This window comes from Gluconobacter sp. OJA (assembly GCF_039638325.1).
GTDB lineage: Bacteria > Pseudomonadota > Alphaproteobacteria > Acetobacterales > Acetobacteraceae > Gluconobacter > Gluconobacter cerinus.
In genome coordinates, this window is sequence record NZ_JBDIWI010000001.1 from 1,535,928 (window position 1) to 1,556,200 (window position 20,273).

The window sequence follows — 20,273 nt, forward strand, 5'->3', positions numbered from 1 at the left end:
TATGGTTAATCTGACCAGCCGGTCAACATAACGATTGCGCTTCCGGAATTTTTTCGAGAACGAGGATCACCAGAATGACACAGTCACCGGACGCGTACGCTACAGGGCGCCTGACCAATGCGGATCTTGCGCCTGTTCAGGACCGGAGCTGGGCATGGAAGGACTTTCTCTTCCTCTGGATGTCTGATGTCCACAGTGTCGCCGGCTACATGACGGTTGGCACGCTGTTCATGATGGGATTGCCAGTCAGCAGTGTGCTTATTGGATTGCTTGTTGCGATTGTTGCCGTGCAGCTTCTCTGCAACCTGATCGCGGTTCCAAGTCTGAAGTCCGGCGCCCCTTTTCCGGTCATTATCCGAAGCGTTTTTGGCGTCTACGGCGCGGTCGTCCCGGCACTGGTGCGTGGGATCATTGCCGTCGGCTGGTACGGAATCCAGACATGGCTGGCATCCAATGCCGTGGTTCTGTTTGTTCTTCGAATGATGCCGTCGCTGGCAGACTATAGCGATGTTCATCACCATGGACTGATGGGGCTGTCGCTGCTCGGCTGGATGGCCTTTCTGCTCATCTGGGCTTTGCAGTTGGCGGTATTCTGGCGCGGAATGGAGTCCATCCGGCATTTCATAGACTGGGCAGGGCCAGCCATTTACGTCATGATGGTCCTGCTTGACGGCGTGCTTCTTTGGAAAACGCGGGGACAGATCAGCTTTGCAGTCCTTCCCCACTCTGCTCTTTCCGTCGGACAACATCTGACCGGCGTGCTGAATGTGATCTCTCTGACGATCGCATTCTTTTCTCCGATTATCCTGAATTTTGGCGATTTTGCCCGCTATGGCATTAGCCTGAGTGCGGTACGGCGCGGTAATTTCTGGGGCCTGCCAATCAATTTCATGGCGTTTTGCGCGCTTGCACTTACAACAGTAACCCTCACCCAGCCTGTTCTGGGACAAATCCTCGTTGATCCGGTGGACACTGTGACGCGTCTGGATAGTCAGACCATCATGATCGTAGGAATTTTAACCTTCGTTCTCGCGACCATCGGGATCAACATTTCTGCCAATTTTGTCTCCGCTGCGTTTGATTTTTCCAATATAGCCCCGGCATCCATTTCATGGCGCGGCGGCGGTGTCATTGCGGCGATTGGTGCCATCGCTCTCACGCCCTGGAACCTCTATGCCCGTCCGGATCTGATCCACCTGACACTCGACATACTGGGTCTGTTCATCGCTCCTGTGACGGGAATCCTTCTGGCGGATTACTATTTCGTTCAGCAGGAGACCCTGGACGTGGAGGCGCTGTACAGCACGGACCCATCAGCACCGTACTGGTATCGAAGTGGTGTAAATCCTACTGCGATCTGGGCTTTGGGTCTGGCCGTGTTGGTGGGGCTCGCAAACGTCTTCCTGCCAGCCTTGGCCGTATTCCAGAATTTCGCCTGGTTTACAGGCTTCTTTTCAGGGTTCTGTTTTCATCTGCTTTTGACGCGCCTGAAGCAGATTGGGAGAACAGCGGGCGAACAAGCGTCATGATGGTGTCGACGGCAGTTTCATAATCGCCATTAGTAAGAGGTCTACGGTCCAGAACGGCCTCATACTGGACCTGCATATCCGCATATGCCTGCGTACCTGACCACAAGAGAAACAACAGATGTGTCGGGTCGATAGGTGCCATGATGCCCTTCGCCTGCCATTCCAGGAAGATTGCGACATGTCGGGCCACATGGGCTCGCAGTTCTCCCCGTAAGAAGTCCTGAACCATATGGCCGCCTGAGAGCACTTCCTGTGCGAAGAGACGCGATCCTTCAGGACGTGCGCGGGAGAATGCAATCTTGGCTTCTATGTATCCCCTGAGCCCGTCCAGCGGATCTTTGTCAGAAGAAAGCCAGTGATCGGCATCTGTCAGCCATACATCCAGCAGGCGTGACAGTGTGGCGTTGTACAGGTCTTCCTTGGAGCCAAAATAGTAGAGAATATTGCCCTTGGGGATGTCGCAGACCTTGGCAATATCTTCAAGGCGCGTTCCCTTGAGGCCGCGGGTGCCAAAGGTCCATTCCGCAGCATTCAGAATTTGCGGAACGGTAGCACGCCGTGGGGCGCCTGCACGGGGTCTTTTTCTGGGGCTGGGGGATGCCTCCAGACTGTCTTGTGCCATTGTCTTTCTCCCAGCCTGCTCTGCGGGAGGCGATTTTTGACAGCAGACAGCCTGGACGACAAGCCCTCGGTTGGCAGATCCTTAAAGCGTGCTGTCTGCCCGCAAGACAGCGCCTAGCAGAACATTGGCTCCTGCTTCCGCTTCGCTCTCCGTGATGCTTTCTTCCTCGTTGTGACTCAGGCCATCCCTGCAGGGTACAAAAATCATCGCCGTTGGTGTCACTCGTGCGAGATACGCAGCGTCATGACCCGGACCTGAGACAATCGGAAGCGGATCGTAGCCCATTTGGCGTGCAGAGTCCGCGACCATCTCCACGCACCGCGCGTCAAAATGAACTGCGGGCGCATCCCAGAGGGGCACAATCTCCAAAGTCACTCCTCCAGCTTCAGCAATGCCGTGGAAGCGATCCATGAACTCCTGCTCCATGGCAACGACGACAGCATCATCCGGGTGGCGGATATCCACGGTAAAGAACGTCTCACCAGGCACGACATTGTTGCTGTTCGGGCGATTTTCAATCAGGCCCACTGTTCCCACGGCTCCCGGAGCATGGGCCTGCGCGATCTCTGAGAGGGCCACAACCATTCTGGACGTTGCCAGTAGTGCGTCATGACGCATTGGCATGGGGGTGGAGCCAGCATGAGCATCCTTGCCCTTTACCGTCACTTCATACCAGCGCATTCCCTGTACGCCGGAGACAGCACCGATGACGCGATCTTTGACCTCAAGAATGGGCCCCTGCTCGATATGCAACTCGAAATAGGCCGCGATGGGATGATCGCCACAGATCTCTTCACCGCGATATCCGATAGAAACCAGTTCGTCCCCAAAGCGTGCCCCTGCGCGATCTCGCTTGTCCAGAACCTCCTGTTCCGTAAAAACGCCTGCGAAAACGCCTGAACACATCATCGGGGGCGTGAAGCGTGACCCTTCTTCATTCGTCCAGTTGATCAGTTCGATAGGGTGGCGCGTTGTATGCCCGGCTTCATGAAGCGCCCGTAGAACAGCGAGGCCGCCCAGAACACCTAAAATACCGTCAAATTTTCCCCCGGTTGGCTGGGTATCCAGATGGCTGCCCATCGTGATGGGAGGCAGGCTGTTATCAAGTCCCGGGCGGCGGGCAAACATGTTGCCCATCGTATCGACCGTGATGGCGCAGCCTAGGCTTTCACAGGTCGAGGCGAACCACTCGCGAACCTGTTTATCTTCTGGGGTCAGTGTTAACCGACGGATACCGCCTTTTGGTGTTCCACCAAACCGGGCTGTATCCATCAGATCAGCCCAGAGAGCGTTCCCGTCAATCCGCATATTGCTATGAAACATGCCAGTCCTCTTTCATCCGTCCGTCTGGTGACCCTCTGGCCGCCGCGTCATGCCTCTCAGGCAGGAATACGATTGGGGTTGGAAGGATGATGGGGCCACGTCAGTTCCCCATCTACGGGTTGTGGAACCATTGTGATGCAGTCATCCACCGGGCAGACATGCGCACAGAGATTGCAGCCCACGCACTCCTCTTCGATCACTTCGTAATGTCGGCGATCAGCCGTGTTTTTCTTGGAAATCGCCTGATGGGACGTATCCTCGCAGGCGATATGACAGAGACCACACCCGACACAAGCATCCTGATCGATATTGGCGAGGGTCTTGAACTTCATGTTGAGCTGGTTCCACGGCACGAACTGCGAAACAGCCCGGCCTGTCAGATCCTCCAGCCGCTCATAGCCTTTCTGGTCCATCCAGTTGGACAGGCCATCAATCATGTCTTCCACGATGCGGAAACCATAATGCATCGCGGCGGTACAGACTTGAAGCGATCCTGAGCCCATTGCAAGAAATTCGGCAGAATCCCGCCAGTTGCTGATTCCACCAATTCCGGAGATGGGAATTCCAGCCATAATAGGATCTCTGGCAATCTCTCCGATCATGCGTAGCGCAATTGGCTTCACGGCAGGTCCGCAGTAGCCACCATGCGTCCCTTTCCCGCCGACAACGGGCATGGGCGCCATGGCATCCAGATCCACGCCAATGACCGACTGGATGGTGTTGATCAGGGAAACTGCATCTGCCCCACCTGCCCGCGCGGCGCGTGCGGGCATCAGGATGTTAGTCACGTTTGGCGTCAGCTTGACGATCACCGGCATCCGCGTGTTCTGCTTGCACCAGCGTGTTACCATTTCAACGTATTCCGGGACCTGCCCGACCGCCGCACCCATATTGCGCTCGGACATGCCATGCGGGCATCCGAAGTTCAGTTCGATCCCGTCTGCGCCTGTTTCCTCAACGATTGGCAGAATGGCTTTCCATTTATCTTCCTCGCAGGGCACCATAAGGCTGACGATAAGGGCACGATCCGGAAATTCACGTTTGACGCGCTTGATTTCCGCGATGTTGGTCGCAAGCGGACGGTCCGAAATCAGCTCGATGTTGTTGAGACCGATCAGCCGACGTCCCTCAAAGCCCAGGGCTCCATAGCGGGAGCTCAGATTGACGACCGGTGGATCTTCCCCAACCGTTTTCCAGACAACACCACCCCATCCGGCCTGAAAGGCCCGGCGAACGTTGTATTCCTTGTCAGTCGGCGGTGCAGAAGCAAGCCAGAATGGATTGGGAGATTTGATTCCAGCAAAAACCGTGCGCAGGTCAGCCATTGTGGTTGGCCCTTTCCATGTTGGATGCCATCAGTTCATCATGAAGCGCTTCAGCCGCGTTCCGTCCGTCCCGGACAGCTGCAACGGTAAGATCTTCTCCTGCCGTACAGTCGCCACCCGCATAAACTCCCGGCATGGAGGTGCGTCCTGTTTCATTCACAACGATGCGCCCGTTTTCCACGAGGATCTGGTCGTTTCGCACTGGGTCTGGGACAAAAACCTGCCCGATTGCTTTAAGGACCATGTCGGCCGCGAGTGTGAAGGCATTTTGCGGATCGTACCGGCCATCAGGTGTGCCTCGAATGAATGTGATGCTCCTGATGGCCCCGTCTTCGACATTGAGTTGACTGGGAGACGCCCAGAATCTGACCGTAACGCCGTTTGTCTGGGCCCATTCCCGTTCAACTTCCGTGGCCGACATGTGCTCAGCGCCGCGGCGATAAACCAGCGTTACCTCTTCCGCACCCAGACGTTTTGCCTGCACTGCTGCGTCAACTGCCGTGTTGCCGCCCCCGATCACGACAACGCGTCTGCCAACCACGACCTCGGAAAGGTTTCGGGAGCGCAGGGTCTCGATGAAATCGACCGCATCCAGAACGCCCTCTGCAAATTCGCCTTCCAGCCCGAGAGCGCGGACACCTGCCAGACCCAGACCCAGGAAAACGCCATCATAGGTCTCGCGGAGGCCTGCAAGCGTGATGTTCTCCCCGAGCGTCGCGTTACCCTGGAAAGTAATACCTCCAATTTCCATGAGGAAATCGATTTCTTTCTGGGCGAAATTGTCAGCAAGCTTATAGGCCGCGACACCATACTGGTTGAGGCCACCAGGTGCATCGTGTCGATCAAAGATCGTGACATCATGCCCATGCATTGCCAGTCGATGCGCGCAGGCCAGCCCCGCTGGCCCTGCTCCTACCACGGCCACGCGCTTTCCGGTGCTTGCCGCTCGCTGGAACGGGTGGGTCTTCTGCTGCATTTGCCAGTCTGTAGCAAACCGCTGAAGTGCGCCTATTCGAACGGCATGATGAGCTTCAATCGCGGTGTGAACACATTTCTGCTCACACAGAATTTCGGTCGGACAAACCCGTGCACACGACCCACCCAAGATGTTGGACTGAAGAATGGTGCGCGAAGCGCCAGCCAGATTGTCAGACGCAATGGCTTTGATGAACCGTGGAATATCAATGTCCGTCGGACAGGCCTCAACACATGGAGCGTCGTAGCAGTAGAAACATCGATCGGCTTCCAGCGCTGCCTGTTCGGGCGACAGGCCGGGATGAGCATCGGCGAAGTTCAGTTCCAGAGCGGTTTCCGGCAATCGGCCACATGCAATATCGAGTCGCATACTCGTCTCCTGCCTGACTTGGTTCGTAATCGGAATGGTATGAGTTCGAAATACTCTCTGGCAAGGATTTTCTGACCAAACGTTCAGTTTATGCAAGACTATGGGGTCTAGGTGAGAACCTGCGGCGATTGAGGAAACGCCTAGTCATAAGAAATCGTGTCGATAGTATCTTAGATCAGGAGGTGCGTTTTCTTCCCCCAGGGCTTTTCCGATGAGGACAAATCCAGCATTCACGGGAAGTCTAATCAAGGCGTCCATCATCGTTTACTCCTTAAATCAATGCATCCAAGTTCAAACACTTAGCCACGCGATACGGAGTAGCCTTTGGAGTGGAATGTGGTAGGCTGGCAGTCTGTTTGTTGGACGCAGAAAGCTTTGACACCTCTCATGCGATTTACCCGCCTGCGTTTTCTCATTCCTGTCTCGTGTTTATTGGCGAGTGAAGGATGCACCCTCCAGGGCGCCCCTTCTTTTCCAGTTGTAGGTGCTTACTTTCCGGACTGGATGGTCTGTGGCCTCATCGGGGTTGCGGTTGCAGTTGGATTACGAGTGATATTCCTTCTAACCGGCCTTGATGCCATCCTCAGTTTTCGTCTCTTCACCTATGTAGCGCTGGGCGTGATCGCCGCACTGACTGTGTGGACGCTAGTGTTTGGGCCTTGATGATGCAGCGCGTTCAAGTTTCCGGCAAAAAGCCAATTGGTATTATCGTTGCAATCGTCTGCGTTGGGGTAGCCATTCTCTTCGGCGTCCATGTCTCGCATGAAGACAGCGCTCATCCGTCTTCTGACAGCGGAAGCATTGACGCAGAAATGGTACACGTCGCCTCCACCGTTGGTGGACGGTTGAAGGAACTCAGAGTTGTCGTCAATCAGCATGTTCATAAGGGTGATGTTCTTTACCAGCTTGATCCTGAGCCCTACGAATTGATTGTCCGACAGGCTCAGGCCAACCTGGATCTCGCGAATGCGGAGGTCGAGAACCAGACACGGCTGCTCAGCATCAAGACATCCAACGCCGCCACGGCAGATGATCAGGTTGTTCGTGCCAGAACCAATCGTGATTTGGCTGCACGTACAGTAGAGCGCTTAAAGCCGCTTGCGGGCCAGTCCTATATTCCGTGGCAGCAGTATGATCAGGCTCGTGTGGCACTCCATGACGCTGAAGTGTCGCTTTCGCAGTCGAAAAATCAGTCTGTCGCAGCAACAACAGCGATCGGAGATTTGAAAAGCTCTCTTGCCGCACGGGATGCCAGTCAGGCAGCCCTGGACCACGCAAAATACGAGCTACGCCAGACTGTGGTTACAGCTCCTGCGGATGGCTATGTCACGAGTTTACGGGTTAAAGCTGGTGAGGTTCTCGCGCCGTCTCAGGTCCTGTTCACGCTCATTGCTGATGACGAGTGGTACGCTACCGCCAATATCCGTGAGATCAATCTCTCTTCTGTTCAGATTGGCGACTGCGTGACCGTTCACTCAATGATTGATCGCCATAGTCCTCTACGCGGACACGTCGAAAGTATTGGTTGGGGCGTCCTGTCTGTAGATTCTGCTGGCATTGCCCGCTCACTGCCCATCGTGCCGCGCCAAATGGACTGGGTTCACGTCGCCCAACGCTTTCCGGTGCGCATCAGGCTGGAGAGGGCAAACCCGCTTTTGCTAAGACTTGGCGCCACAGCAACCGTTGAGATCCGGCATGGCGCTGCCTGTCCCTGACACTCTGGCGAATGCCTTGTCGTCTTCCAGCATGAGGGGGCCAGGACTGGGATTGGCACGGATTTGGCGGCTGGTCTGTGACCCTGTTCCGGGGCGATTGGGATATGCGCTTCGCATGGCTGCCGCATGCACGACGACCGTGCTGATTGGGGAAATCTGGCAGGTTCCGGAGCTGGCCGTGCCTGCCCTTGTGACCATGGCGCTGTGGCAGAAAGACCGCGTGACAAATGCTCTGGCTGGGGTTGCTGTAAATGTCCTCATCCTCATTCTGCTTCTGATTATTTACGCGCTCATCCGCCTGACGCTCGATCATCCTATGGGACTGGTGATCGTCATTGCCCTGCTGTCGTTCAGTTTTTTCTTTCTGGGCTCAGCCAGCAAGCTAAAGCCTGTGGCTTATATGCTGGGTCTGATTACGGTTTATGGACTGATTGCGATTGATCAGGTCCCGGTTGGAGAAGTCGTGACACGCGCCCTTCTCTACACGGATCTCTTTCTGGCCGTGCCGGGGGCGGTCATGATTGTGCTGGGGCTGTTGATTTGCCCATCCCCTAAAAAGATCCTGACGGATAGCATCGCTGCTCGGCTCTACATGGCTGTTCGCCTTCTCCAAACTCTTGATGCGCTAACACAGGAACGAGCGACAGATATGCTTCGGGAAGGCACGGCGGGCATGATGAAGTCCGCCAAGATGGCCTCACTTGAAAAGATCTGGTCCGTCCATGATTTGGCCTGCTTGCGACAGGCAGCCAACAGCAGTGTCGCTGTTCTTGCGCTTGCTGATGAGGCAAGTAGGGCAAGACCGCCACAGGAGCAGTTGTCTCGCCTGACTGAAACGCTTGAAGGCATGGCAAGGATTTTTGCGGAGGGTGACTATCCCACAGCCATCGAAAGCCCTGTGATCTCTTCGGAGCATCCGTCTCTACAGGCGATAACCGCTCTCCTGCCGACTTTCACAACCCCACCTGCCCTTGTTGCTGGAAAATCGCCAGAAAAGAAAAAATCGGGTTTCTTTTCTGAGGATGCCTTTACCAATCCAGACCATGTGCGCTTCGCAGTGAAAGGGACTGCTGCCGTGATGCTGAGTTATCTGACCTTCAAGGTTTTGGATTGGCCAGGCATCCACACTTGCATCATCACCTGTTTCATCGTCGCGTTGCCTACGATGGGCGAGATGATTTCAAAGCTAACACTGCGCATCACGGGTGCTCTCATAGGCGGAACGCTGGGGATCGCCTCTATTATCGTCGTGATGCCACACCTGAATGGCATCACCGGATTTCTGGCGCTTGTCTTTGCTGTTTCCCTGATCGGGGCGTGGGTCAAGACAGGCGACGACCGTATTGCTTATGCTGGTTTTCAGATCGGTCTGGCATTTTATCTGATAGATCTGAAGGGCTACGGCCCCACAGCAGACATGGCTACCGCGCGGGACCGTATTGTCGGCATCATGCTTGGTAACCTCATTACATATGCCATGTTCACCAGCTTCTGGCCGGCAAGTGCCTACGATCATTTGGGGGCCAGTCTTCGCAAACTGACAGATTGCCTGAAGCGGCAGGGAAAGGCTCAGAGCTCTGAAGATCAGCTTCAGGCTGCCGCTCTTAGTCAATCCGCGTTACTGGAAAGCGAACGAACGCTAGAATATGTGATGTCTGAGCCAGCACATATGCGCGCTGACCAGCCCCGTCTTCAGGCGGCCCGAAATGCCTTGATCGATGCCTCGAGGCTGACTGAAGAATTGCTTGCAACTCCCAAGCGGCCAGACCTCGCCGATCGCACGGCACGACTGGAACAGATTGCTTTATGATTCATTTCAAAACAACCTTGTTGCTGCCGCTCCTGCTATCGAGCTGTGCGACCCAGGCACTTGAAACGGCGCCAGCCAGCCCTGATCGGCCATGGCAACCGAATGTCGCTGCAAATGGAGAACTGGTGCCCGGTAAGCACGGGCCGCATGCCCTGGCCATCCCCGCTGGATACACATTGCCTTCCAATAGTCAGATCCATCTGCGGCCCCCTGCCCCTGAATTGGCGCCACAGGCTGGCCATGCCTATTCCCTGCCTGAACTGATTGATATTGCGCAGTCGGCCAATCCAGAAACCAGGCGTGCCTGGAATCTTGCGCGTGATGCCGCTCTGGCTGTGGGAATTACGAAGAGTGCGTATTTGCCCCGCCTGACCGCGACAGTTGTAGGCGGATATAATCATAGCCGTAATGACGGTGCGAACCCGTCGGTCAGCAATGCGGGCATTGCTGAAGACGCAATCAACTCAGGCCTGAGCGGATTAAACAGTGCTTTGGGCGGTGTTCGCAATAGCAGGTCGGGCGCTGGCGAAATCCAAACCCTGGGTATGGAATGGCTGCTGTTCGACTTCGGCAAACGTGAGGCCGTTATTGCCGCCACAAAGCAGGCACAGATTGCAACCAATGTGCTCTTCACTGCGGCTCATCAGAAAATCATCTACGGGGTAACAACGGCCTATTACACCCATGCCGCAGCCCAAAGCCGTGTCGTATTGCTGCGTAAGGCACGGGACAATGCACGCTTCGTGGAAGCAGCCGCAGTCGCAAAGCTACATCAGGGGCAAGGCACCATAGTGGATGTAACGCAGGCTCGGCAGGCTACAGCACAGACTGAACTACGACTTGTACAGGCAGAGGGCGACGAACAGAATACGGCCCTTGAACTTCTGAATGCCATTGGTATTTCCCCGAACACGAAACTTGAGACACTCGATATTTCTGGTCGCCCGCTCGGGTTGGACGATATTCGTCTGACTGACGCATTTGTCCAACAGACCGTTTCACGCAGGCCGGACGTTCTTGCAGCATACGCAAATGCGAAAGCGGCAAAAAGCAGGGTTCGCGCAGCGAAAAGCGAATTTCTGCCCAAGATCTTCATGACAGGAAATGTGGCCTACACCACCGGGCGTCTGGCACTCTCATCCGTGCCGGGAGTGGGAAGTGAGGCTCCCCCAACGCTTAACTTATCGAGTAATGCCTTCAGCAGTTTGATCCTTGGCGGGATTACTGTCCCCATCTTCGACGGGGGAACCCGAGCTGCTTTGCTGAAGCAGGCCCAGGATCAGTCTGACAGTGCAGATGCGACATTGCAGCAAACAGTCGACAGTTCAGTGAAGCAAATTGTAGTCGCAGAAAATGCGCTCCGTACTAGCCTGAGTGCCTATACCGCATCAGCAAAGCTGGAGACGGCAGCGATGACAAGTTTTGAGGCATCCTCGACCGCATATCGTAGTGGCGTAGGCTCCATGACGCAGACGAGTATAGCGCAGAATGCGTATCTTGATGCGACACTGAGCCATTCAGATGCCTATTATGCTGCCTTGATCGCCGCGGCTGGGCTTGCGTTCGGCACGGGCTCTCTTAATCAGAATTAGAAGTAACATTTGCCGTTGCTACGATGGTTTTAAGTGGTTCGAAAATATCGGCGCTCAGGGACACGATAATGCGTTATTTTTCAAGTCGGATTTGTTTTTATGGAGCCAGTGCCGAAAAGCTGGATAAGCGGCCTGTGAGAGGGCAAAGGGTTTACCGTCTATTTCTCCCGAAATAGACGCCACGTTTGTAAATGGCTTATCAAAAAACAATTTATGGACGGCTTTCCCATTGGAATCTCTAATATAGATGGCATTCCAGATATCATGTGACGGGTATTCTTGATTGTCTGAAATTTTATATGATAAAATTATTTTCAAAAGGCTATCATTTTCACCGTTTATTTTATGTGTATATGCATTCGCATATGTTGAAAGCGTATCTTCATTGACACTGAATCTTGACGTGGAGAGAGGCGGGCGCATGAATATTTTTTCAATATAGCAATTTTCATGTACATCCGATGCAAGCGTCGCATTTATTGGTATCAATAAAGAAAAAATTAATATTATATAATTATATTTTCTCATTTTGTCCTCATTAATATAGACTTCTCTAAATATAAAATGGATTTCGAAATTTTTTCATGATGCTTCAATGAAATTCGATTGGAACTACAAGATAAAAATTTCGTAAAGTAAATTTAAAAACTAGCCTTTCGCGAATTTTCTCGAATGGGGTTTAGTTCGTCATATTCATATCGATTAAGATGTATTTTGAGGCGGATGGGTAGTGCCCCATTACTCAGTGATTAAACGCTAAGGCGAATCATAAACTAGTACGTGACAGCGATTTTTTTCATATAAGGCCAAACGTGCAACACCAAAAAATTATAAAATGATAAATAAAAATAACCATCTTCCGGTATATCTTTATCGTTATAGAAAATATAGAAATAAATATAAAATAATAAAAGCATAAACAAGATGTAAATTACTTACTTTCAAAAATAATTATAAATGGAAAATTGTTATTTTATAACGTTTATTTCTTTATAAATTTATAAGAAAATAAGAAATATTTCTAATTATGCCGAAAACGTTACCAATAACAGTAACTGTAATCACCATCCTGTTATACCGAACAAAAAATAGTCATTTCTATTATTGGGAAAAAATCCGGATGAAGGGACATAACGTATCAAACTATGTCTCTGGAGAGCGCCGTTGGAAAAATTACCTGATCCCAATCCTGTCCCGGTCTTTCTCTCCCGCAGGCGTCTCCTGGCTCTATCCGGCGCCTGCATCACTGCAGCTGCAATCGGAACGGTTAAGAAAGGTTCTGCTCAAGAAATAGTAGCATCGAACCGGAATGGCGTTTCAGATTTTATGCAACTATCAACCTTTGCCACCGGCCATAAAAATCTGGATCTTGCTATTGGATCCGCGCTGCTCCTCGCGTTTGAGGCCCAGACACAAGATTTTTCTGCTCGCGTAGCAGCTCTTCGCGAAAGGATCGCGAAAAACGGCTATCAGGATGTTGAGGCGCTGGACGAAGGTCTTAGGGGCGATCCTTTGCATGCCACGCTCCTGCAGATTATCCGCGGTTGGTATGCTGGCGTTATTGAAGGTGGAACGAACGCCAAGGTTTACGCTTTCGAAAAAGCGCTGATGTATCAATCGTCTCGCGATGTCGTCGTCATCCCGACTTATGCTCATAACGGGCCAAATTACTGGGTTGCAGAGCCCGGTTCCGTCGACGTCATGCCGGAATTCTAAGGAAATTATCACAGTGAAAATGCGATATTTTCGTTCTCTGTCCGGCACTGCCCTGACAACGGTTTTGCTTTTCGCAGGAGCGTCTGCACTGGCACAACCGACGGAACCCACACCCGCTTCAGCTCATCAACCATCTATTAGTCGCGGCCATTATCTTGCGATTGCAGCCGATTGTGCTGCGTGCCATACAAACGGACGGGATGGTCAATTTCTGGCTGGTGGATATGCGATCTCATCCCCGATGGGAAACATTTACTCCACCAATATTACGCCATCCAAAACTCATGGCATCGGAAATTACACGCTTGAACAGTTTTCTCAGGCGTTAAGGCACGGCATTCGCGCAGACGGTGCGCAGCTCTATCCGGCCATGCCTTATGACGCCTATAACCGCCTGAGGGATGAAGACGTCAAATCGCTCTACGCCTACATCATGAACGAAGTAAAACCTGTAGATGCGCCCTCGCCCAGGACACAGCTCCCCTTCCCGTTCTCTATCCGTGCCTCACTGGGTATCTGGAAGATTGCCGCGCGCATTGAAGGCAAGCCATATGTCTTCGACCATACCCACAACGATGACTGGAACCGCGGGCGCTATCTGGTCGACGAACTGGCTCATTGTGGCGAGTGTCACACGCCACGCAATTTTTTGCTTGCACCTAATCAGTCCGCTTATCTGGCGGGAGCAGATATAGGCTCATGGCGTGCACCGAATATCACCAACGACCCTCAAAGCGGCATTGGCGGCTGGTCTGACCATGATCTCTACCAATACCTGAAAACCGGCCGAACGGCTCATGCACGTGCAGCAGGACCGATGGCTGAAGCCGTCGAGCACAGTCTGCAGTATCTGCCAGACGGGGATATTTCAGCGATCGTGACCTATCTCAGGTCGGTTCCGCCTAAAGCAGAGGCTGGTCAAACGGTTGCCAATTTCGCTCATCTCGGCCGCCCATCAAGCTATAGCGTTGCCGACGCGAATGCGCGCCGTAACAACAGCACCCTGTCCAAAACAACGGACGGGGCAGCCCTCTATGAAGCCGTCTGCGCGAGTTGCCACCAGTCGGACGGCAAAGGATCAGCGGATGGATATTATCCGTCCCTCGTGGGGAATACCACGACAGGGCAGCGCAACCCGAACGATCTGATTGCCAGCATTCTCTATGGCGTGGATCGTACAACGGACGATCATGAAATCCTGATGCCAGCTTTTGGCCCGGGAACTTTGGTGCAACCGCTCAATGATGAGCAGATCGCGACAATCGCAGATTACGTTCTGAGCCACTTTGGCAACGCGCAGGCCACTGTCTCTGCCGATGCGGTGAAACAGGTTCGTGTTGGCGGCAAGCAGGTCCCTCTCGCCAAACTCGCAAGCCCAGGCGTGATGCTTCTGCTCGGAGCTGGTGGCGTTTTAGGGGTCATCATCGTGGTGGGTGGCGTCTGGTGGCTGATCAGCCGTCGGAAACAGCGTGTCGCTTAATATAATTCAAAGGTAAAATCATGTCTGGTGAAACGCTTTCGGCTGATGTCGTCATTATCGGAGCAGGAATCTGTGGGTCCCTGCTCGCCCATAAACTCGTTCGCAACGGTCTTTCTGTCCTGCTCCTGGATGCCGGTCCTCGGCGTGATCGCTCCCAGATTGTGGAGAACTGGCGGAATATGCCGCCTGACAACAAGTCCCAGTATGATTACGCAACGCCTTATCCCAGCGTTCCGTGGGCGCCCCACACCAACTACTTTCCGGACAATAATTACCTGATCGTCAAAGGCCCGGACCGGACAGCCTACAAGCAGGGCATCATCAAGGGCGTTGGTGGTACAACCTGGCACTGGGCAGCCTCAAGCTGGCGGTATCTGCCAAACGATTTCAAGCTGCACTCCACCTATGGCGTGGGGCGCGATTATGCCATGAGCTATGACACGCTCGAGCCGTACTACTACGAGGCAGAGTGCGAAATGGGCGTGATGGGCCCAAATGGAGAGGACATTACGCCGTCCGCCCCCCGCAGAAATCCTTGGCCCATGACATCCATGCCTTATGGATATGGAGACCGCACCTTCACCGATGTGGTGAGCAAGCTTGGGTTTTCCAACACTCCTGTTCCGCAGGCCCGAAACAGTCGTCCCTATGATGGCCGTCCACAGTGCTGTGGAAATAACAACTGCATGCCGATCTGCCCGATTGGAGCGATGTACAACGGGGTCTATGCCGCATTGAAGGCTGAGAAGCTGGGGGCCAAGATCATTCCGAACGCTGTCGTGTATGCGATGGAGACGGATGCCAAGAACCGGATTACGGCCATCCGCTTCTATGATCCGGAAAAACAGTCTCATCGTGTCGTTGCCAAAACGTTCGTCGTGGCCGCCAACGGTATTGAAACACCCAAACTGCTTTTGCTTGCGGCCAATGATCGCAATCCGAACGGTATTGCAAATTCATCGGACCTTGTTGGCAGGAACATGATGGACCATCCGGGCATCGGTATGAGCTTCCAGTCAGCTGAGCCTATCTGGGCTGGCGGCGGTTCGGTTCAGATGAGCTCCATTACGAACTTCCGTGACGGTGATTTCCGTTCTGAATATGCCGCCACACAGATTGGCTATAACAATACGGCTCAGAACTCCCGTGCTGGCATGAAAGCTCTGTCCATGGGCTTGGTTGGCAAGAAACTGGACCAGGAGATCCGCCGTCGTACGGCTCATGGTGTGGACATCTACGCCAATCATGAAGTCCTCCCTGACCCGAATAACCGTCTCGTCCTTTCCAAGGATCATAAGGACGCTCTCGGTATTCCCCATCCCGAAGTCACGTATGACGTGGGAGAATATGTGCGTAAATCAGCGGTCATTTCCCGACAGCGCCTGATGGACATTGCCAAGGCCCTTGGGGGGACCGAAATTGAAATGAGCCCGTTCTTTACTCCGAACAATCACATCACCGGTGGTACCATCATGGGCCATGATCCGCGTGATTCTGTCGTGGATGAGTGGCTCAGAACGCATGATCACGCCAATTTGTTTCTCGCTACAGGCGCAACAATGGCGGCGTCTGGAACGGTGAATTCCACTTTGACGATGGCTGCGCTCTCACTCCGCGCCGCCGATGCCATTCTCAACGACCTGAAACAGGGGTAAGTGTTTTGTACAAACTATTTCAGCGCCAGACCATTGGCGCCGTCCTAAGTATTTTCATCGCAACAGCAAGTCTTACGGGGCTTGCATCAGCGAAGGACCTGACCGTGAATTTAGAGACGTCAAATACCCTCATCGATCAGGCCAAGAAGCTTGCGGTGGCCAGTCATGCCCGTGTCGCCATCGCTATTGTTGATGCGGGAGGAAATCTGGTGTCTTTTCAGAAGATGGATGGGACACAACTCGGGAGTATCGAACTGGCGATCCGCAAAGCCAAGACTGCGCTCTCCTTCGCTCGTCCGACGGCTGACATGGAACATGCCCTCAATAGCGGGAATTACATGATCAGCACGCTGCCGAATGCCCTTCCCGCCGGCGGTGGATACCCGATCATGGTGAACAACGAACTTGTAGGGGCTCTTGGTCTGAGTGGTGGCGAAGGTGAGACCGATGCTCATCTCGCTCAGTCCACAGTCACCACCTTCCTGCAGACTTCAAAGGCAAAGAGCACTGAATGAAAACCCGACGTCCAATGCACAGGAAAAAACTTGCTGGCTTTTTTCTGTGCGCGGCCCTGGGTATCGTTGGTCCCGGCCGTCAGGCGCTCGCCCAGAGCGAAACTTCCCAGAACCTTGCAACACCTGAATCCTACAAGTCCCGTGCTTTTGCGATGGAAGGCATGGGCACCTTCGCGGTCGGTCCCCTCGTCCCGTCTCTTTATGGGAATCCGCATTTGTTTGGAGACTGGGGTGGTGCGCAGACATGGCTGACAAAGCACGGCATGTATCTGAATGTCGCGCTCAATGAAGAATACATGGCCAATGTCACGGGTGGCCGCACGCGGGATAACGTGCTGGCCGGTCAGGTGGCTGCCGAACTGGATGTGGATTGGCAGCAACTTGCCGGTGTAAAGGGGCTCTGGACGCATCTTCTCGTTATTAACGGCCATGGACGCAGCTTCAGTCACACACTGGGCGATTCAGTCACCAACCCGGAACAGATCTACGGTGCCCGCGGTAACGTGGTTGCCCATCTTGTCTCCATGTATGCGGATAAGTCTTTTCTGAATGACCGCATCATTTTGTCCCTTGGTGATATTCCGACGGGAAGCTTCTTTGCGTTTGATTACGTCGCCTGTTCCTTCATGAACGTATCCGTTTGCAGTAATTTTGCTCCCGGAAAATACGTCCCGGGTGGACGCGATTGGCCCTCCGGAAACCTTGGTGGTGTGCTGCGTCTCCGTCCGACGGAGCAAACTTACATCATGGGAGGCGTCTTCGCGGTTTCGCCCCATAGTTACAACGGTGGCATTTCAGGCTGGGCCCTTGCTCAGAGTGGATTGGGTAAAGTCTCGTCGCAGATTGAAATCGGCTGGATGCCGTCTTTCGGTAAGAACAAACTGCGAGGCAACTACAAGCTCGGCGCCTGGTACGATAACTCGCGTTACCCGAACCTTTACGAGGACGTGAACGGCAACTCCTTTCAGGCGACGGGCCTCGGGCGTCGCTATGAGGCCGGGATGACTTCCGCATGGTTCATGTTTGACCAGATGTTGGTCCGCAATGGGCCCGGCGTTACTGATGGGCTTATTCTTATTGGTGGTGTTGGGTATGCGCAGGGCAATCTTGTCGCCATGCGAGATCATGAGTGGATCGGGATAGTCGATAGCGGGACGCCATGGCATCGAAGTGGCGATCAGGCTGGTATCATGTTCCAGCATATGGACATGAGCCATACCGTCACCCTTCAGCAGGAATCATCCCTCGCGCTTGGCCTGCCCTATCTGGATAATCAGTGGGGCCCTGTTTACGGGGTGCAGCATTGGGAGAATGTATATGAAGCGTTCTACAGCACCCATCTCATGCGCGGCACAACGTTGCAGGCAGACTTCCAGTATCTCCAACGCCCAGGGGCTACGACGACCTTCAAGGACGCCGCTGTTATCGGAGGGCAGCTGACTTCCAATTTCTGATTGCCAGAAGTTCGGTTCAACCATATTGGCTTTCTGCACTCCAGATGACGGGACAAAAGCTGACATAGCGGCGTCCCATCATTTGGTATTATGGCTGAAATTCCCGTTCTTTGAATCAAGGAATTTCAGTCTTCACTCTGGTACAACGCAGGTGAAGCTCGCCGCCGTGGTCATAGGGCCGTGGCCGTCATATCGGGCAACTTGCGGCCATGCACAGAGCGGTCTTGTGCGTACGACTTTCCCGCTCTCGACCCGAGAGGCAATAATCGTTTGTGGAGCGTCGTGACGTACGACCCACGCATCGATCGCGCCAAGCTTGTTGAACGTGTCGCACCCTGCTCCGCCATAGCAATGCCCCATACCGGGGATTTCAATGAGGCGAGCAGCCTTCTGTTCTTCTGGTCCGGCATGCTGCATGAGGGCCTGATAGTATCCGGCGAGTTCCTGCGGGTTATGCCCGTCATTCCAGCCAATATACATTAACAGCTTCCCCCCACGCTTGAAGAAGGGCGTCAGATTGTCATCGACATGAAGCAGCGGGCCAAGCTTGCTGGTTGCTGAGGCGATGTCAGTGTCCCACTTCAGTGTGGTCCAGTCCCATGCGGGGTTCTGAAAAGCGGCATATCTGAACAGATCGAGAGCCACAGGAAACGCTTTCCCATCCGCTGAAAATCCGTCTTCACTGCCCTTCGCAGGCCCGGGGAAGATAACCTTGCCTGTTCTGGGATCAACCGGGCCGCGATAGATCTGCTCCACCGCTTTGACCTCGTTGGCCGTCAGGCAGCCCTTCGTATCCTTTCCCCCACACAAAAGCTGCTTGGGCTCGAACCCGCACTTGTCCGGCTCGTCAAGAAAACCCTGGCTTTTCCCGACCGGAGAGGCACATGCGGCCATGACTGCGCGGTTCAAAAGCTGGAACTTCTCGCGCCCCACACGCAGTGCGGGATCGTGATAGCTCATCCACCCTGCCCAGAGCTGCTCACCATTAAAATTGACAATCGGGTTAGGAGGCGCTCCAGCAACGATGCCATCGTAATCATCGGGGTAACGCTTGGCTTCGATCAAGCCTTCCAGCCCGCCCAGGGAGCATCCAATCCAATACACATGGGAAGCGTCTTTCCCATAAAAGCGCCGGACGAGCTGCTTTGCCATCACCGTCATCAGGTGGTCAGCGCGATAAGCATAATCCACCAGCTTTTCCGGATGCCCTAGCGTGAAACGTCCCCCCTGTCCTTCGGGCGTAGAACTGTCATGGCCTGTATCTGTGCTGGCAACAGCATAGCCTTCCCCCAGACCCGTCACCATGCCGTCATACATGAGAGAGCCTGCCCATCCGAAATTTCCGACCCCAAGCAGCTTTCCGTTCCAGCCCTGTAGCGGAAGCCAGATTTCTGTTTGAATTGCTGAATCTGAAGATGGGTGGAGCATCATAGCCACACGGCAGAATGCCGGGTTGGCAGCCTGAATCGGATGTCCTGCAAGGTTCATGCCGGGGGCTGTCATGATCCGGCTCAGATTTGTTTGCGGGCTGTGCCACCCTCCGGCATCTATGGTTTCAACCTTGGTAAAGGTTGCATCGGGAAGTGCTAGTCGCGCCAGATCCGCGCAGCTGGCCGCACGCGCCTCTGAAGACAAAAGCAGAGACCCTGCTGAGGCCAAGAAGAACGCCCCCACTGCACAAGTTGCCAGAATTTGACGCGGCAATTGCGTGTGGCGAGAGCGGCGTGATTGCATGATTGGCATAGCGTCCTCGGCTTTTTACTTTCTTGGCGTTGTCCGGCGTACCAGAGATCAAGCCTCTGCAACCCAAGACAGCATGACGCAGTCTGAACACCTCAAAGCTGAAGAGGTAAAGCCTTGATCCGTTCCGTGCTGCAATGCAGTGTTTCAGTGTCGCTTTTCGGAAGGGAGCGTGAAGCGGTATGAGCACCAATGAGGGGGGGCGGGATGACGAGTAGATTTTGATGATTGGTAGCCTGTTTATGGCCAAATATCCTTCCATTGCGGCCAGTACTCTACAATTTCGGAAGAAAGCGTCGGCTGGATCAACCATGGCCTTCATGCAGACGAGCGCCGCCATAAGGTACAGTTTCCTTATGTTGCACAAAAGTCTGTTAACCTTCCCTGCTTCCGCAGACTGGCTCCACTTATCTTGTCTATATTAATTGTGGGTCACAGTCTGAAACAGCGTG

At 53.8% G+C, this 20,273-nt stretch carries 16 protein-coding genes; 10 read left to right on the forward strand and 6 right to left on the reverse strand.

What is annotated here, in order from left to right:
• Positions 1-74 precede the first annotated feature (74 nt).
• Positions 75-1,529, forward strand: a complete 1,455-nt coding sequence (locus ABDK75_RS07220) for an NCS1 family nucleobase:cation symporter-1 (protein WP_346005359.1) — start codon at positions 75-77, stop codon at positions 1,527-1,529.
• Here ABDK75_RS07220 and ABDK75_RS07225 read toward each other — a convergent pair.
• The 4 genes from ABDK75_RS07225 to ABDK75_RS07240 form a co-directional block, all read right to left on the reverse strand.
• Positions 1,441-2,151 carry a TetR family transcriptional regulator C-terminal domain-containing protein gene (locus ABDK75_RS07225; RefSeq protein WP_346005360.1) on the reverse strand — a complete coding sequence of 237 codons (711 nt, stop codon included), beginning with the start codon at positions 2,149-2,151 and terminating at the stop codon, positions 1,441-1,443. The two genes, ABDK75_RS07220 and ABDK75_RS07225, sit on opposite strands and share 89 nt — an antisense overlap.
• An 81-nt stretch (positions 2,152-2,232) precedes the next feature.
• Complete coding sequence (locus ABDK75_RS07230; RefSeq protein WP_346005361.1) at positions 2,233-3,474, reverse strand: Zn-dependent hydrolase; 1,242 nt, start codon at positions 3,472-3,474, stop codon at positions 2,233-2,235.
• Between the two features lie 56 nt (positions 3,475-3,530).
• The gene (gene preA, locus ABDK75_RS07235; RefSeq protein ID WP_346005362.1) at positions 3,531-4,799 is read right to left on the reverse strand and encodes an NAD-dependent dihydropyrimidine dehydrogenase subunit PreA; all 1,269 of its coding nucleotides are present in this window, start codon (positions 4,797-4,799) and stop codon (positions 3,531-3,533) included.
• Positions 4,792-6,144 (reverse strand): NAD(P)-dependent oxidoreductase, encoded by a 1,353-nt coding sequence (locus ABDK75_RS07240; RefSeq protein ID WP_346005363.1) that lies wholly within the window; start codon positions 6,142-6,144, stop codon positions 4,792-4,794. Before ABDK75_RS07240 ends, preA begins: the two co-directional genes overlap by 8 nt.
• A gap of 387 nt (positions 6,145-6,531) precedes the next feature.
• On the opposite strand from ABDK75_RS07240, the gene ABDK75_RS07245 reads away from it, so the two are divergent.
• The 4 genes from ABDK75_RS07245 to ABDK75_RS07260 are packed head-to-tail and all read left to right on the forward strand — an operon-like array spanning position 6,532 to position 11,261.
• Positions 6,532-6,807 (forward strand): YtcA family lipoprotein, encoded by a 276-nt coding sequence (locus tag ABDK75_RS07245; RefSeq protein WP_046901761.1) that lies wholly within the window; start codon positions 6,532-6,534, stop codon positions 6,805-6,807.
• Positions 6,808-6,809: 2 nt separating this feature from the next.
• A complete protein-coding gene (gene mdtN / locus ABDK75_RS07250) occupies positions 6,810-7,859 on the forward strand; it encodes a multidrug transporter subunit MdtN (protein WP_346005838.1) in 1,050 nt (349 codons plus the stop codon).
• Positions 7,840-9,669, forward strand: a complete 1,830-nt coding sequence (locus ABDK75_RS07255) for an FUSC family protein (protein ID WP_408874412.1) — start codon at positions 7,840-7,842, stop codon at positions 9,667-9,669. Before mdtN ends, ABDK75_RS07255 begins: the two co-directional genes overlap by 20 nt.
• Complete coding sequence (locus ABDK75_RS07260; RefSeq protein WP_346005364.1) at positions 9,666-11,261, forward strand: TolC family protein; 1,596 nt, start codon at positions 9,666-9,668, stop codon at positions 11,259-11,261. The genes ABDK75_RS07255 and ABDK75_RS07260 overlap by 4 nt, the downstream gene beginning before the upstream one ends.
• A gap of 54 nt (positions 11,262-11,315) precedes the next feature.
• Here ABDK75_RS07260 and ABDK75_RS07265 read toward each other — a convergent pair whose 3' ends face one another.
• On the reverse strand, positions 11,316-11,789 hold the full coding sequence (locus tag ABDK75_RS07265; protein WP_346005365.1) for a hypothetical protein: 474 nt from the start codon (positions 11,787-11,789) through the stop codon (positions 11,316-11,318).
• 636 nt (positions 11,790-12,425) lie between these two features.
• Between ABDK75_RS07265 and ABDK75_RS07270 the strand changes: the two genes are divergently transcribed.
• From ABDK75_RS07270 to ABDK75_RS07290, 5 genes are read left to right on the forward strand one after another with little or no spacing between them, the layout of a single operon-like run.
• Positions 12,426-12,977 (forward strand): sugar dehydrogenase complex small subunit, encoded by a 552-nt coding sequence (locus ABDK75_RS07270; RefSeq protein ID WP_346005366.1) that lies wholly within the window; start codon positions 12,426-12,428, stop codon positions 12,975-12,977.
• Positions 12,978-12,996: 19 nt separating this feature from the next.
• The gene (locus ABDK75_RS07275; RefSeq protein WP_346005367.1) at positions 12,997-14,457 is read left to right on the forward strand and encodes a cytochrome c; all 1,461 of its coding nucleotides are present in this window, start codon (positions 12,997-12,999) and stop codon (positions 14,455-14,457) included.
• A gap of 20 nt (positions 14,458-14,477) precedes the next feature.
• Complete coding sequence (locus tag ABDK75_RS07280; protein ID WP_086634285.1) at positions 14,478-16,112, forward strand: GMC family oxidoreductase; 1,635 nt, start codon at positions 14,478-14,480, stop codon at positions 16,110-16,112.
• 5 nt (positions 16,113-16,117) lie between these two features.
• Positions 16,118-16,627, forward strand: a complete 510-nt coding sequence (locus ABDK75_RS07285; protein ID WP_346005368.1) for a heme-binding protein — start codon at positions 16,118-16,120, stop codon at positions 16,625-16,627.
• Entirely contained in the window at positions 16,624-18,081 is a 1,458-nt protein-coding gene (locus ABDK75_RS07290) for a carbohydrate porin (protein ID WP_099213004.1), read from the forward strand. Before ABDK75_RS07285 ends, ABDK75_RS07290 begins: the two co-directional genes overlap by 4 nt.
• A gap of 132 nt (positions 18,082-18,213) precedes the next feature.
• Here the strand turns inward: ABDK75_RS07290 and ABDK75_RS07295 are convergent, their stop codons facing one another.
• Positions 18,214-19,824 carry a tannase/feruloyl esterase family alpha/beta hydrolase gene (locus tag ABDK75_RS07295; RefSeq protein ID WP_408874413.1) on the reverse strand — a complete coding sequence of 537 codons (1,611 nt, stop codon included), beginning with the start codon at positions 19,822-19,824 and terminating at the stop codon, positions 18,214-18,216.
• Between the last annotated feature and the right edge of the window lie 449 nt (positions 19,825-20,273).